General features: G+C 40.4%; 16 protein-coding genes. All 16 read right to left on the reverse strand.

Annotated features, from left to right (window positions below):
• Window positions 1-71 precede the first annotated feature (71 nt).
• The 16 genes from udk to mnmA all read right to left on the reverse strand — a co-directional run bounded on the left by udk (window position 72) and on the right by mnmA (window position 14,937).
• Window positions 72-710 carry a uridine kinase gene (gene udk / locus KMHG_RS06385; RefSeq protein WP_010288036.1) on the reverse strand — a complete coding sequence of 213 codons (639 nt, stop codon included), beginning with the start codon at window positions 708-710 and terminating at the stop codon, window positions 72-74.
• Window positions 711-1,988, reverse strand: coding sequence for a peptidase U32 family protein (locus tag KMHG_RS06390; RefSeq protein ID WP_010288037.1), 1,278 nt, complete (start codon window positions 1,986-1,988; stop codon window positions 711-713).
• Window positions 1,989-1,999: 11 nt separating this feature from the next.
• On the reverse strand, window positions 2,000-2,929 hold the full coding sequence (locus KMHG_RS06395) for a peptidase U32 family protein (protein WP_010288039.1): 930 nt from the start codon (window positions 2,927-2,929) through the stop codon (window positions 2,000-2,002).
• Between the two features lie 14 nt (window positions 2,930-2,943).
• Window positions 2,944-3,576, reverse strand: a complete 633-nt coding sequence (locus tag KMHG_RS06400; protein ID WP_010288040.1) for an O-methyltransferase — start codon at window positions 3,574-3,576, stop codon at window positions 2,944-2,946.
• A 162-nt stretch (window positions 3,577-3,738) separates the two neighbouring features.
• Complete coding sequence (gene mltG, locus KMHG_RS06405; RefSeq protein ID WP_010288045.1) at window positions 3,739-4,854, reverse strand: endolytic transglycosylase MltG; 1,116 nt, start codon at window positions 4,852-4,854, stop codon at window positions 3,739-3,741.
• Between the two features lie 97 nt (window positions 4,855-4,951).
• Window positions 4,952-5,230 (reverse strand): DUF1292 domain-containing protein, encoded by a 279-nt coding sequence (locus KMHG_RS06410; protein WP_010288048.1) that lies wholly within the window; start codon window positions 5,228-5,230, stop codon window positions 4,952-4,954.
• Window positions 5,231-5,242: 12 nt separating this feature from the next.
• Window positions 5,243-5,767: a DUF1292 domain-containing protein gene (locus KMHG_RS19520; RefSeq protein ID WP_010288050.1), complete on the reverse strand. Its 525-nt coding sequence runs from the start codon at window positions 5,765-5,767 to the stop codon at window positions 5,243-5,245.
• A gap of 11 nt (window positions 5,768-5,778) precedes the next feature.
• Window positions 5,779-6,321 carry a DUF1292 domain-containing protein gene (locus tag KMHG_RS06420; protein ID WP_010288052.1) on the reverse strand — a complete coding sequence of 181 codons (543 nt, stop codon included), beginning with the start codon at window positions 6,319-6,321 and terminating at the stop codon, window positions 5,779-5,781.
• 12 nt (window positions 6,322-6,333) lie between these two features.
• Window positions 6,334-6,654 carry a DUF1292 domain-containing protein gene (locus tag KMHG_RS06425; protein ID WP_010288053.1) on the reverse strand — a complete coding sequence of 107 codons (321 nt, stop codon included), beginning with the start codon at window positions 6,652-6,654 and terminating at the stop codon, window positions 6,334-6,336.
• 10 nt (window positions 6,655-6,664) lie between these two features.
• Window positions 6,665-6,946 carry a hypothetical protein gene (locus KMHG_RS06430; protein ID WP_010288054.1) on the reverse strand — a complete coding sequence of 94 codons (282 nt, stop codon included), beginning with the start codon at window positions 6,944-6,946 and terminating at the stop codon, window positions 6,665-6,667.
• Window positions 6,947-6,957: 11 nt separating this feature from the next.
• Window positions 6,958-7,377, reverse strand: coding sequence for a Holliday junction resolvase RuvX (gene ruvX, locus KMHG_RS06435; protein WP_010288055.1), 420 nt, complete (start codon window positions 7,375-7,377; stop codon window positions 6,958-6,960).
• On the reverse strand, window positions 7,377-7,646 hold the full coding sequence (locus KMHG_RS06440; RefSeq protein WP_010288057.1) for an IreB family regulatory phosphoprotein: 270 nt from the start codon (window positions 7,644-7,646) through the stop codon (window positions 7,377-7,379). The genes ruvX and KMHG_RS06440 overlap by 1 nt, the downstream gene beginning before the upstream one ends.
• A gap of 66 nt (window positions 7,647-7,712) precedes the next feature.
• A complete protein-coding gene (gene alaS / locus KMHG_RS06445; protein ID WP_010288058.1) occupies window positions 7,713-10,373 on the reverse strand; it encodes an alanine--tRNA ligase in 2,661 nt (886 codons plus the stop codon).
• A gap of 337 nt (window positions 10,374-10,710) precedes the next feature.
• Window positions 10,711-13,119 (reverse strand): SF1B family DNA helicase RecD2, encoded by a 2,409-nt coding sequence (recD2, locus tag KMHG_RS06450; RefSeq protein ID WP_010288059.1) that lies wholly within the window; start codon window positions 13,117-13,119, stop codon window positions 10,711-10,713.
• Window positions 13,120-13,135: 16 nt separating this feature from the next.
• Window positions 13,136-13,795 carry a tetratricopeptide repeat protein gene (locus KMHG_RS06455; RefSeq protein WP_010288062.1) on the reverse strand — a complete coding sequence of 220 codons (660 nt, stop codon included), beginning with the start codon at window positions 13,793-13,795 and terminating at the stop codon, window positions 13,136-13,138.
• 14 nt (window positions 13,796-13,809) lie between these two features.
• Window positions 13,810-14,937, reverse strand: a complete 1,128-nt coding sequence (gene mnmA, locus KMHG_RS06460; RefSeq protein WP_010288063.1) for a tRNA 2-thiouridine(34) synthase MnmA — start codon at window positions 14,935-14,937, stop codon at window positions 13,810-13,812.
• Between the last annotated feature and the right edge of the window lie 7 nt (window positions 14,938-14,944).

Here is a 14,944-nt window from a genome sequence, read left to right on the forward strand (position 1 = left end):
CGCTTACTTACGTAAATGTAGCAAGCGACATAGCCTTGTTTCATATAGATAGATTATCACTATCCATAATATTACACAATGTTGTTCGATTCAAGAATTGTTTTAATTTTTGTAACCATTAAATCGATTGCGACTTTATTTTCGCCGCCTTCTGGAATAATGATATCTGCATAACGCTTCGTTGGCTCGATAAATTGGTTGTGCATTGGGCGCACAACTGATAAATATTGTTCAATGACAGATTCCATTGAACGACCACGTTCATTAATGTCACGTAAAATACGACGAATGATACGTAAATCCGCATCTGTATCGACGAATAATTTCATATCCATTAATTCGCGAAGACCTTGGTCTGCTAATACTAAAATACCTTCTAAAATGATGACATCTTGAGGTTCGATATGCACTGTTTCTTTTGCACGTGTGTGTAGTGCGTAATCATAAACAGGTTTTTCGATTGATTCACGGTTTAATAGCTTTTCGATATCTTGTGCCAATAGCTCATTATCAAAAGCATCTGGGTGATCATAGTTTGTTTCTAGACGTTTTTCAAATTCTAGATGGCTTTGATCTTTATAATAGTAGTCTTGTTCAATTACGACAACAGAATGGTCTTTGAAGACATCAAGAATGGCGTGGGTAACACTTGTTTTACCTGAACCCGATCCTCCGGCAATACCAATTACAACTGGGCGACGTTTTGTCATTTATCGCATCTCCTTACGCATCATATCAAATGGATTTACTTTTTGTGGGCACTTGAAGCGCACGATTTCTAATGGGTGACGGGCAGCATCTAAGCTATTGCCTTTTTCGTCAAAAATTTCTTCTACAACGACTGTGAAGTTTTCAATGCCAGGGCCGAAGAATTCAACTTCATCGCCTGGTTTGAAGAAGTTTCGTTGTTGTAAGGTAATCATTTGTGTTTCATCGTCATAGTCTAATACCATACCACAGAAGTCGTATGTTGTTTGTTTGCTATGAACGCCAAACATTTGTTGCTCATGTCCTGGTTCACCTTCGAAAAATGATGAAGCTGTTTCACGGTTTGCACATTTTGCAAGCTCTTCTACCCATTCGCGTTTAATGACGAAGTTTTCAGGGTCTGCACAATATGCATCTATTACTTTGCGGTATACAGTGACAACTGTTGCAATGTAGTGAATTGATTTCATACGACCTTCAACTTTTAATGAGTCGATGCCAAGTTCAATAATTTTCGGAATTGATTCAATTAAGTTTAAATCTTTTGGGCTCATTGCAAATGCCGCATCGTCTTCTGAGAATAATGGTTTTTCTTCGCCGTCTTCAACAGCGTATAAATCATAATCCCAACGACAAGATTGGCAGCAGCCACCACGGTTTGAGTCACGTGCTGTCATATGGTTAGACAGTACACAACGACCTGAATAAGCGATACACATCGCACCGTGTACGAACGATTCGATTTCGATATCTACTTTTTCTTTCATTAATTTAATTTCTTCTGCACCTGTTTCACGTGCTAATACGACACGGTCTAAACCTTCATCTTTCCAATATTGAACCGCTTTCCAGTTAGAAAGTGATTGTTGTGTAGAAAGGTGAATTTCTAAATTTGGTGCAACTTCACGACAAGTTTCGATAATTAATGGATCGGCTACGATAATACCTGTAACACCTGTACCTGACAGTGCGATTAAGTATTCTTCTAAGCCTTCCATGTTATCGTTATGGGCAAAAATATTTGTTGTCACATAAATTTTTGCACCATATTTGTTCGCAAATTGTACAGCTTCGTGCATTTCTTCGATCGAGAAGTTCCCTGCATTTGAACGCAGACCGAACTCTTGACCACCGATAAATACAGCGTCAGCGCCGTAATGTACAGCGATTTTTAATTTTTCTAAGTTACCAGCAGGTGCTAGCAACTCAGGCTTTTTCGTGATGACGCGTTTGCCATCAATAATCTCGCTAATGCGATCGTTGATTTCAATTGTTGCCATTGATAGACCTCCTAGTAAACTGTTTCTTTGAAGAAGAAGCCTGTGTCAAGTGGACGTAATGCTGGTTGAATTGCTTCAATCGCTTCGACTAATTCTTCTTTCATGTCAAAGTATGCATCTTCGTCTTCGAAATATGCATCGACGGCTTTACGATATTGTGCGACAACTGTTGTTACGTAATCTTCTTCATGAAGTACACCTTCAATGCGGAAGACGTCAATACCCGCTTCAAATAACTCATCTAATTCATCAATGATGCACATATCTGCTGGTGAGTAAATGTGTGTACCGTTGTAATCTTCATAGATTGGGTATTTGTTGTTACGCTCTTTATCATGTAAGAACATGTTACGCGCCCCTTTGCGGTTTTCAACTTCCATCGCTTTACCTTGATATAAGAAATAGTTACCAAGTAGTGGACGTTTTGATTGGAACATACATGTCATACCATGTACTTGTACTTCAATTTCCACTTCGGCATTTTCTTTAATTTCGATAATCTCTTCAATACCTAATTCACGTGCAAGGTAAGCGCGTGTTGCGCCACGTTTGCCCCAGTAATTCGCTTGGAACCAGTTTGTTGCAATCGTTTCTGCATCCCAGTGTAATGGTGTTTTAGAGCCTGTTTCGCGCTTTGTCATAACGATCGCTGGGTCGCCGAAATAAATCGCATCGACACCAATTTCGTCTACTGCTTCCATATATGGTGCAAGCATTGGCACGCGGTCATTATGGAAAATCGCATTCATTGCGACATATACTTTTTTACCGGCTGCATGGATTAATGCAGTCGCTTTTTTTACTTGTTCTAACGTAAATTCGCCTGCTAAACGTAAGCCAAATTTTTCTTCACCGATTAAGAAAGCATCAGCACCAGCTGCTAGTAATGCTTTTACGTGTTCAACTGATTTTGGCGTTACGAGTAATTCAGGTTTCTTCATAGAATGGTCACCTCTTACTTCTTAATACAAACTAATAATCCGTCTCCGATTGGGAAAAATGTTGATTGATAATCTTCATTTTGAATGACCCAATCTGCAAAGTGATGCAAGTTACGAATCATCGTTCTTTTTCGTCTTGGAACATCTTTCATATCTAAATCAGACAAGCCATGCATATACATATTGTCGATATATAAAATGCCGCCTTGCTTTACAAGTGGACTATATTTATCAAAGAATTTTTGATATTGTCCTTTTGCAGCGTCAATAAATACGGCGTCAAAGGTGTCATGACTTGATGCGATATCTACTTCTAAAGCATCTCCTTCTACGAGTTCGATGCGATTTGCTACCGCAGAACGTGCAATGAAATCCTTCGCATTGGCAATACGTGCCTCATCACGTTCAATGGTGATGATGTGACACTCAGGTACTGCCTCAGCCATGCGAATTGCAGAATAGCCAATCGCGCTACCTACTTCTAAAATTCGCTTCGGCTGTTGAATGCGCAGCATTTGAAGCAACGTCTCAATGGCCGGTAATTGCATAATCGGCACATAATTTTTTTCTGCGAACTGCTCCATTTCTAGCAGTAAATCGCTTCGCTCTGAAATGAAGGAGTTCGTATATGCATCTGAAATATTCACGTCTAACTATCTCCCTTACGTATATACAAAATACACTTTATCCTATCATAAATCATCATAAAAAGCGAGGTATCGAACCATTGTCAAGCAAAAATGACGTCAGACTTTTCACAAAGTCGAAAAAAAGACCGTACAGTGCGTTGTACGGCCTTTTAAAAATTGCTATTTAATGTATTTCGCTACATTTTTTTGATGTTCTGCGTATGTTTTTGCAAAGTGGTTATTACCATCTTTATCCGCAACAAAGTATAAATACTCAGTTTGCGCTGGATCAATGGCAGCTTTTAATGATTCAATACCTGCATTGGCAATCGGACCTGGTGGTAACCCTTTATTTGTATACGTGTTGTATGGGTTTTTCACTTTTAAGTCTGAATATAAGACGCGGTTTTTATGTTTACCGAGTGCATATAAAACAGTTGGGTCTGTTTGTAGCGGCATATCTTTATCAATACGGTTGTAGAATACACTTGCGATTGTTTCACGGTCCGTACTTGCCGTTGCTTCACGTTCTAATAATGATGCAAACGTTAAGAATTCATGCACGCTCATTTTTTGTTGTTTTAACGTTGCTTGATATTGTTCAACGACAGTATTCGTCTGTTTGACCATATCTGTTGCAATCGTTTCAAGCGATGGTGATTTTTCATAGAATGAGTATGTTGATGGATATAAGTAACCTTCTAGTTTATAGCGGATATCTTTATTGTCGATATCTTTCGTTACCGTTTCAGGGAACTGTGCTTTCATCTTCTTAATGAATGCTTTGCTCGTTACAAGGTCCATAAACTCATCTTTTGAGAATTTCGTTTGTTTCGCGACGCGTTCAGCAATTTGGTCAATCGTTAAACCTTCTGGAATCGTTAATGTAAATTCTGGCGTGCGATATACTTTACCGGTTTTCAAACTTTTAATAACTTCGTCGATTGTCATCGCTGGTGAAAGATCATATGTACCTGCTTGGAAGCCTGCACCATTATTAAACTTCGTATAGTACTTGAAGATTTTCGCATTTTTAATGATGCCTTTATCTTCTAATGTTGCGGCAATCGAATCAACCGATGAACCGATTGGTACTTCAACTTTAACCGATGTTTTTGAATCTTTATCAACTGGTTTCAAAGCACCTTTCACATAAAAGTACCCACTAATACCGATGATCAGTATGAGTGCAACAATCGCTGCTGTCGCGATGAGCACAATTTTTTTTACCGTTTTTTGTTCGGACTTGCGTTGCTCTAATTTTTTCATTTGTTTTTCTGATGATTGAGAATCCAAAGTTGTGCCCTCCTTTTTCCAAATAATATTATACATGGTTCTGACGATTTTGCACAAAAAATGGGTGGAATGCTTGTACACCCCACCCATGTTCTATTTATTGTTCTAAGCTTAAAATCGTATTAATAACTTCTTCAAGCATTTCCCATTCTTCTTCGCTCTCGATTTCGTAAAGTGCTTCGCCACCATCATCTGTTGGTAGCACTTCCGCTGCCTCGATAAATACTTCCGCCTCAGCGTCATCTGTATCTTCACAGAACACTAAATACGTTTTTTCACTATCGGTTGGCTCCACGCGAGAAAGAATACGGTAAACCGTTTCTTGGCCATCTTCATCATACTCGACGAATGTTACGCCGTGAAAGTCTTGTGCCATCTGTTTCACCTCTTATTCGTCAGCGCCAGATAAAATCTCCGTTACAATTGCTTGCACTTTTTCGAATTCTTCTTCAGATTCGATTGGTGCTAAACCTTGTTCGCCAGCCTCATTTTCTGTAATTGTTGCAACTTGAAGATCAGGTTGTTCAACACCTTCTTCAACGAATGCTACGTACGTTTTTTCACCAACTGTGAAGCGTGCAATAACGACGAAATTGATTTCATTGCCGTTTTCATCGATTGCAACGATGTGCTCTGATTCTACTTCGTCATCTTGTTGTGCAGATAATGCTTCAAGCACTTCTCCGACAACTGCGTGATCTGCTTCGTCTGTAATTGGTTGTAAATCTTCAACGCCATCTTCATCTGTTACGACGATTGCTGCTTGAATCTCAGAACCGCCTTCTTTTTCCTCTGCAAAAAGGATAAAGTTTTTACCATTTGCTTCAAAACGTTGTAGTACGGCAAAAACGATTTCATTACCGTTTTCATCTACTGCTACTAAATGTTCGTGATTATGTTGGTGCTCTGACATACCGTCATCCCCTATTCTTCGTCGTCGTTGTGTAATGCTTCGTCGATTAACGCCATTTCTTCATCAGTTTCTACATCAAATAGTTCTGTACCATCTGCTGTTTCTACTAATTCAGACACTTGCATGCGTGGTTGTGCTTCGCTTTCATCGTAGTAAACAATGTATTGTTTACCGTTGATTTCTAAGCGACGTTCCACCGCGAAGACGATTTCGTTGCCGTCTTCATCTTCTGCATATAAATGTTCGTGATCGTGGTGATCGTGGTCATGATCGTGACCTTGACCTTCTTCAGGAACGAATTCACCAGATTCGACTAAGTCATTTAATACTTCATTGATTAAGTCCATTTCTTCTTGCGTTTCAATCTCGCCGAATGCTTCCGTACCATTTTCAGTCGGTACAAGCGTTGCAGCTTGTAAGTCATTGCCTACTTGAGGATCGTTTGTTGCGTAGAAGATAATGTATTTTTTATCATTTGCTTCGAAGCGTTTAACGATGACTAATTCAATCTCGTTATTATCTTCGCCAGCAATATATAAACGTTCTAATGCCATTGTATGCCCGCCTTATTGTTTAGATTGTTCTTCGATAATACTTTCGATGAACTTCCATTCTGATTTTGTTTCAACTAAGTCAAGCTCGCCATCGTCTGTAATCACGACTGGAATGATATCTGTGCGGCCTGCTTCATCTTCTTCATAACCGACTTGGGCATATAGTGCGTACACTTTACCGAACTTGTTGCCTTTCGCTTCTTTTGAGATGTAAGAAAGCTGTTCGTATAAGTTTTCATTCCCGTCTTCATCGACTAAAGTAATGACTTTGAATTCATTTTCTTTTGTCTCAGTATCAGCTACGACATTTTCGTTGTTTAATTGTTCGCTCACGTGACGTCCCCTATTCTTCTACGTTTTCTTCTAAGTTGTTGAAGATGTCTTCAATGTATGCTTGTTCTTCAGCAGTTTCGATTTCACCAAGTTCGCCTTCTGGAGCGTTTGGATCAATTGTTGCAACATATACGCGTACGTCTTCGTCATCTGATTCATCTTCTACGTAGTAGAAAATAAATGTTTTGCCGAATGTGTTGCCTTCTTCTTCTGGTTCTACTTGATATACGATGACAGCGTTGTGCTCTTGGCCTTCTTCGTCAACGATAATAAATGTTTGGTTTTCTTCCATGTTGTTCACCTCTAAAATGATTTGCGATCTAAATAGCCTTGTAAAATCATTACAGCAGCCATTTTATCAATTACTTTTTTGCGGTCTTTACGACGGACATCTGCTTCAATTAATAAACGTTCAGCAGCCATTGTTGTTAAACGTTCGTCCCATAATGTAACTGGAAGCGCAAATTGCGCTTCCAGTTTTTCTTTATAGGCAATAGATGCTTCTCCGCGTGGGCCGACCGTGTTGTTCATATTTTTTGGGAAGCCAACGACGAATTCTGTTACTTTGTATTCTTTCACAAGTTCTGCTACTCGTTCTAAGCCAAATTCGCCATTTTCTTCGTCAATTTTGATCGTTTCGATACCTTGTGCTGTCCAACCTAGTGCATCACTAATTGCGACACCAACCGTTTTCGTACCGACATCTAAACCCATTGCTCTCATTATTTAGCCTCGTTATTCTTTTTAATGTAAAACTTCACTAACTCCTCGATAATTTCATCGCGCTCCAATTTGCGCATTTTCGCGCGGGCATCTTGGTGGCGTGGAATGTAGGCAGGATCGCCTGACAATAAATAGCCAACGATTTGATTCACCGAGTTGTAACCTTTTTCTTCCAGTGCTGCATGTACAGAAAGTAGCGTTTCCTTTACTTCCTGTTCCATTGATTCTTCCGGGAAATTAAATTTCATCGTTTGATCGAACTTGCTCATGCAATGCACCCCTTTTCAGATTCATTAGAAACCATTACTTAAAGTATAACGGAATTAATGAATGTTTTAAACTGATTTCACTGTTTCGTATACATATTGTAGCGCTACGTCTAGTTTTTCAGCGTCTTTTGCACCGGCCATTGCCATGTCTGGACGACCGCCACCTTTACCGCCACATTGTTCTGCAACTGATTTTACAATGTTACCAGCGTGGTATTCTTTACCCGCGATATCTTTTGTTACACCAGCGCAAAGCATTACTTTACCGTCAGCTGCTGCACCTAAAACGATCACTGCTTTTTCCATTTTAGATTTTAAGTCATCCATTAATTGACGTAATTGACCGTTGTCTTTTGCGTCAACGCGTGTTGCAAGTACTGTTACGCCGTTGATGTCTTGTGCATCTTTTAAAATGTCGCCAGCTTGTGCTGATGCGATTTTTGCAGATAATGCATCGTTTTCACGTTGTGCATCTTTTAATTCGTGTTGAAGGTTTTCAACACGCATCGTTAAATCTTTTGGATTTGCTTTTAAAAGTGCTGCAGTGTTTTCTAAAATGTGTTGTTCTTCTTTGACAGCTTTAAATGCTTCTTTACCAGTTACCGCTTCGATACGACGAGTGCCGGCACCGATACCGCCTTCTGATACGATTTTGAATAAGCCGATTTCAGATGAACGTTTCACGTGGATACCGCCGCAAAGTTCGATTGAGTAATCAGATACAGAAACAACGCGTACGATATCGCCATATTTCTCACCGAATAATGCCATCGCACCCATTGCTTTTGCTTCGTCGATTGCCATTTCTTGAATCACAACTTCGATATCGTCCCAGATTTTTTCGTTTACTTCTAATTCGATTTGTTCTAATTCTTCTTTTGTTACCGCACCGAAGTGAGAGAAGTCGAAACGTAAACGGTCTGGACCAACGTAAGAACCTGCTTGGTTAACGTGATCGCCTAATACGTGTTTAAGTGCTGATTGCATTAAGTGTGTCGCTGTGTGGTTTTTCACTGTTAAGTTACGTGCATCACGATCAACAGTTGCTGTTACGTTCGCACCGACAGTTAACTCGCCGCTTTCAATAATGATTGTGTGAAGTGGTTGACCATTTGGTGCTTTTTGTACGTCTTTCACAGTCGCTGTGAATGCTTCGTTTGTAATTGTACCTTCATCGGCTACTTGACCACCCATTTCAGCGTAGAATGGTGTTTTCGCTAAAATGACTAATGCTTCGTCGCCTTCAGAAGCTACTTTCACTTCTTGACCGCCAACAACGATTGCTTCAACAGTTGTTTCAGCTTCTAATGTGTCATAACCAACGAACTCAGATGCTTGTGTAAGGTTCGCAAGTACTTCTGATTGAACGTGCATTGAATCAACATCTTGACGTGCTGCACGGGCGCGGTTACGTTGTGCTTCCATTTCAGCTTCGAAACCAGCTTCATCAACAGTCATGCCTACTTCAGCAGCATATTCCTCTGTTAATTCTACAGGGAAACCGTATGTGTCATATAAACGGAATGCGTCAGCACCAGGAATGACGTTTTCGCCTTTTGCTTTTTGTGCTTCTACAACTTCGTTGAAGATTGCAAGACCGCCGTCTAATGTTTCGTGGAAACGGATTTCTTCGTTTTTGATGACTTTCATGATGAATGCTTCTTTTTCAGCTACTTCTGGGTAGAAGTCTTTCATAATGTCGCCAACAGTTGGTACTAGTTCGAACATAAATGGTTTTTCGATACCGATTTGTTTTGCGTAACGTACTGCACGACGTAATAAACGACGTAATACGTAGCCACGACCTTCGTTTGATGGTAATGCGCCGTCACCGATTGCGAATGCAACTGTACGGATATGGTCAGCGATTACTTTGAATGGTGTGTTGATATCTTCTTCAGAGTTGAAGATTTCTGCTAAATCTAGTTCGTTTGGACGTTTGTATTTACGGTTTGCGAACGCTTCGATTTTTTCGATGATTGGCATGAATAAATCTGTGTCGTAGTTTGTTGGCACGTCTTGAACAACTGAAGCCATACGTTCTAGACCCATACCTGTATCGATGTTTTGTTTTGGTAGTGGTGTGTAAGTACCATCTGGGTTGTGGTTGAATTGAGAGAATACTAAGTTCCAAATTTCAAGGTAACGTTCGTTTTCGCCACCTGTGTAAAGTTCAGGATCTGTTGGGTCATTGCCATAAGCTTCGCCGCGATCGTAGAAGATTTCTGAGTTTGGACCAGAAGGACCTTCACCGATATCCCAGAAGTTACCTTCAAGACGGATTAAACGTTCTTCAGGAACACCGATTTCATTTTTCCAAATGTCGTATGCTTCTGTATCTTCAGGGTGTAATGTAACTGATAATTTTTCAGGATCAAAGCCCATCCATTTTTTATCCGTTAAAAATTCCCACGCGTAGTGAATCGCTTCTTTTTTGAAGTAGTCACCGATTGAGAAGTTACCAAGCATTTCGAAGAATGTATGGTGGCGTGCTGTTTTACCAACGTTTTCGATATCGTTTGTACGAATCGCTTTTTGTGCATTTGTAATACGTGGGTTTTCAGGGATAACTGAACCATCAAAGTATTTTTTTAATGTAGCAACACCTGAGTTGATCCAAAGTAATGAGTTATCATTGATTGGCACTAATGGCATGCTTGGTTCTTGTTTGTGATTTTTCTCTACGAAAAATTCGATATACTTGCGACGAATTTCTGATGCTTTCATTGTATATATTCCTCCTAGATTTTGATGAATGGATGCGTGCAAACAAAAAGAAAAGTCCCCATCCCTAAAAAGGGACGAGAACTGAAAATTCGTTTCGTGGTACCACCCTAATTCATAAACGATGCTTTACACAATCGTTTATCTCTTAGCACTGTAACGTAGTGAACGGCAGTGGTTAGCTGCACTCCGGATTAGCTTTCGGACCAAACGCAATGGAGATTTTTTCAGCCTGGAAATCCCTTTCTTGGCAATGCGCTTACGATCGTACTTTTTCCGTCATCGTTTTCATCTATTCTATAGATGATTATAAGAAAAAGGGTCGAGAGTGTCAATTGAATCAATGCATAAACTGTTCAGGCGTGACCCCGTCCATGCCAATCATCGGATCAATCGACGTATAATTGTCCATCGTCAGCACTTTTGCACTGTTATCGGTTGAGTAGTCCGTTTGTTCATCGGCTATTTCTTCGGTATCTATCGTGCCATTTAAGCGCCCGACAAGTGTCGTACGGCGTGATACGTCCTCAATGTTTTGAATGCCTCTGACGAACGTATCTGGCTCGCCACAAAGAATCAAGAAATCTTTCGCACGCGTCAGCCCGGTATACAATAAATTTTTACGGAGCATTTTGTAATAGCTTCTAACGACCGGCATAATGACCATCGGAAACTCGCTCCCTTGAGATTTATGAATCGAACAGCAATAAGCAAGCGTCAATTGACTTAAATCACCACGCGAATACGTCACTTCATTGCCATCAAATGATACGATCAATTGATCAACATTATCTGTCGTTTCTTTCGCACGGAAAATAGCGATGACTTCACCCATATCGCCGTTAAATACATTGCTTTCTGGCTGATTGACGAGTTGCAACACTTTATCGCCAATTCGATAAATGGTATCACCGAACGCCATTTCTTTCGTTTTGGCATTTTTCTTCGGATTGACGAGTTCTTGAATCATTTTATTCAAATTATCAATTCCTGCATCGCCTCGGTACATCGGTGCAAGCACTTGCACATCATAAATTGAAAAACCTTTTTTTAATGCGCTTTTAATAATTTGTGCTACGACGTCAGGTATTTGCGCCGCACGCGCTTGAATAAATGAACGATCGCTCGTTTTTTTCGTTAGATCTTGCGGAATGACGTTATGTTTCAATTGATGCGCCATTTCTACGATTGAGGAACCGTTTGCTTGGCGATATACTTGACCGAGTTCAACCGTTGGAATGACCCCTGAGTCGAGCATATCTTTTAGCACTTGTCCTGGCCCTACTGGTGGCAATTGGTCTTGGTCTCCGACGAAGACGATTTGACAATCTTCTGGAATCGCTTTTAACAATTGATACGCAAGCCACGTATCGACCATCGACATCTCATCGATAATAATAAGCTTGCCGACGATATCGCGCTCCATCTCATCGTCTTGGTTTTCTTGACCGGTAAACCCGAGCAAACGGTGAATCGTTTGTGCCGGCAAGCCAGTTGATTCACTTAAACGTTTCGCGGCACGTCCTGTCGGTGCTGCTAAAACGATTGGAAATGGCGTGTCTTTATCATAATCTTTTACATTTAATGATAACCCGTGAAGTTCCGCATAAACGTCAACGAGTCCACGGACGACTGTCGTTTTCCCTGTCCCGGGGCCCCCTGTTAAAATCATAATTGCACTATTCATTGCTGTTTCAATTGCTTTTACTTGTGGCTCTGCATATACAACGCCAAAACGTTCCTCCGCATCACCAATCCATTTACGAATTTCTGAGCTCGGAAAAGCAGAATGTTCTTCGTTACGGCTAATGAGCTCGAGTAGCTTTTCTGCGATCCCTACTTCGGAATAATAAAGTGAAGGCACATATAATCGTTGCGCTTCCCCGCAAAGTTTTCCTTTTTGACCAAGTTCAATAATCGCTTTCGAAATTTCTTCATATGGAATATCAATCGGTTGGCTTTTTTCAAGCAATGCTTTCGCTTCAACGATTAATTCCGGCGCTTCCATATATAAATGACCATCTGATAACGCGACTTGATTTAATAAATGTAAAACAGCCGCTTTAATACGTCCCGGATTGTCCCCGGTAATTTCAAGTTGCGCACCGAGGTCATCTGCACGTGCAAAGCCGATACCACTGACATCTTCAATTAAACGATACGGATTTTCTTGCAATAGCTGAATCGTCTTGCCTTCGTACTTTTGATAAATACGGACGGCAATTTGCGGGCCAAACCCCCATTCACCGAGCTTAATTAAAATACGATCCATACCAAGATTCGCTTTTAATACTTCTAACAGCGTTTCTTTTTTGTCGTCTTTTAATCGTGGTACACCATCAAGTACGGCCGGATTTTCAATAATTTTTTTAATGGCATCTGGTCCGAGTTTCTCGACGATTAATTCGGCTGTTTTTTGACCGATTCCCGGGAACAAATCACTCGATAAATATTGAATGACACCGGTTTCTGTTGCTGGGATCTCTTTTTCAAACGACGTCGCTTGAAACTGCAAACCATACTTCGGATGTTGCTTTAAATGTCCTTGGAACCGATACATCGCCTCTTCATCTACATGCGGAAAATAACCAGCAACGATAATCTCGCGCTCGCTATAATCTGTATTCGTTTCTTGAATTTTTAATTTAATAATTGAAAACAAATTGTCCGCATTATGAAAAATGGAGACGACAGGTCGACCTACCACAAATAACGGTTCTTCCGCAAATAGTGATAAATTTTCAGTCATCCCTGTCACCTCCTATTTAGTCTTTACGTTGCATCAGCATATCGTAAATATATTTAGCTTGATCAAATTCAGGTGCGATTTCTAACGCTTTTAAAAGGTGCGATTTTGCTTTATCAATATCATCTGTTGACACGGCATATAACACACCAAGGTTATAATAGGCATCTGCATTGTTTTCATCAAGTTTCAGTACTGCTTCTAACTCTGGTTTTGCAAAGTCGAACATTTCTAATGAAGCCATTAAGATCGCATTCGCTAAACGAATTTGGACATCTTCTGGCGCAAGTTCAGCAGCGCGTTGCATATATGGTAATGCGAGCTTGTTGTGACCTGCATGTTCGAATGATTTTGCAAGCATGTAATGTGCATCTGCACCTTCAATGCCTTTACGAATTGAGCGTTCGTATAGTTTCGCCGCTTCGTCAAAACGTTCATTGTTGTAGTAAAGATTTGCTAAGCCATAATAAGCTGTTGCAGCACTTTCATCTAATGAAATCGCTTTTTGGAAGAAACGTTCTGCACGTTCGCTGTCGCCCATCGCACCAAGTAAGTTACCAAAGTTGATGTAACCGACTGTATCTTCTGGGTTTTGTTCGATTGCTTCTGTAAATGCTTTTACCGCATCTTCAAAGCGTTCTTCTTGCATCGCTTGGATACCAATTTCGTTGTAATTCAATTGTGACACCTCTATTATCCTACGTATGTTAATTTTTCGCCGTTTTTAAACACTTCGTCAATCGTTGCGCCACCTAAACACACATCGCCATCATATAAAACGACTGATTGTCCTGGTGTAATCGCACGTGTTGGCTCTGAGAATGTAACGTGCCATTTGTCTTCGCCGATAATTTCAACTTTAACAGGCACGTCTTTTTGACGATAGCGGAATTTTGCTGTACATTCGAATGTTGCTGGTATTTCACGTTTCGTTGAGAAACTTGTTTTCACAGCTGTTAAGCTCGTTGAATACAATTTATCATTGTGGAAACCTTGGCCAACAAGTAATACGTTACGTTCTAAATCTTTGCCGACTACGAACCAAGGTTCACCGTCGCCACCGATTCCTAAGCCGTGACGTTGACCTAATGTGTAATACATTAAACCGTCATGTTTACCCATCACTTTACCGTCGAATGTTTCCATGTTACCTGGTTGTGCTGGTAAGTATTGGCTTAAAAATTCTTTAAAGTTACGTTCACCGATGAAGCAAATACCTGTAGAGTCTTTTTTCTTCGCTGTTGCAAGTCCTGCTTCTGCTGCGATTTCACGCACACGTGGTTTCACGATTTCACCAATTGGGAACATAACGTGTTCTAATTGTTCTGGTGATAATTGATTTAAGAAGTACGTCTGGTCTTTGTTGTCATCGACACCACGTAACATGACGCGGTTACCGTTTTCATCTTCACCAATACGTGCGTAGTGACCTGTCGCGACGTAATCTGCACCTAAACGTAATGCGTGCTCAAGGAAAGCTTTGAACTTGATTTCTTTGTTACACATCACGTCTGGGTTTGGCGTACGTCCTGCTTTATATTCTTCAAGGAAATAAGTAAATACTTTATCCCAATATTGTTTTTCGAAGTTAACCGCATAGTATGGAATACCGATTTGGTTACATACTTTAATCACGTCTTCGTAGTCTTCTGTCGCTGTGCAGACACCATTTTCATCTGTGTCATCCCAGTTTTTCATGAAGATACCGATTACATCGTATCCTTGCTCTTTTAAAATGTGAGCCGTTACTGATGAATCGACACCACCTGACATGCCGACGACGACACGTGTTTCTGCGTTTGATTTTACTGCTTTTGTCATTGTTTTA

It is taken from the genome of Kurthia massiliensis, from assembly GCF_000285555.1.
Taxonomy (GTDB): domain Bacteria; phylum Bacillota; class Bacilli; order Bacillales_A; family Planococcaceae; genus Kurthia; species Kurthia massiliensis.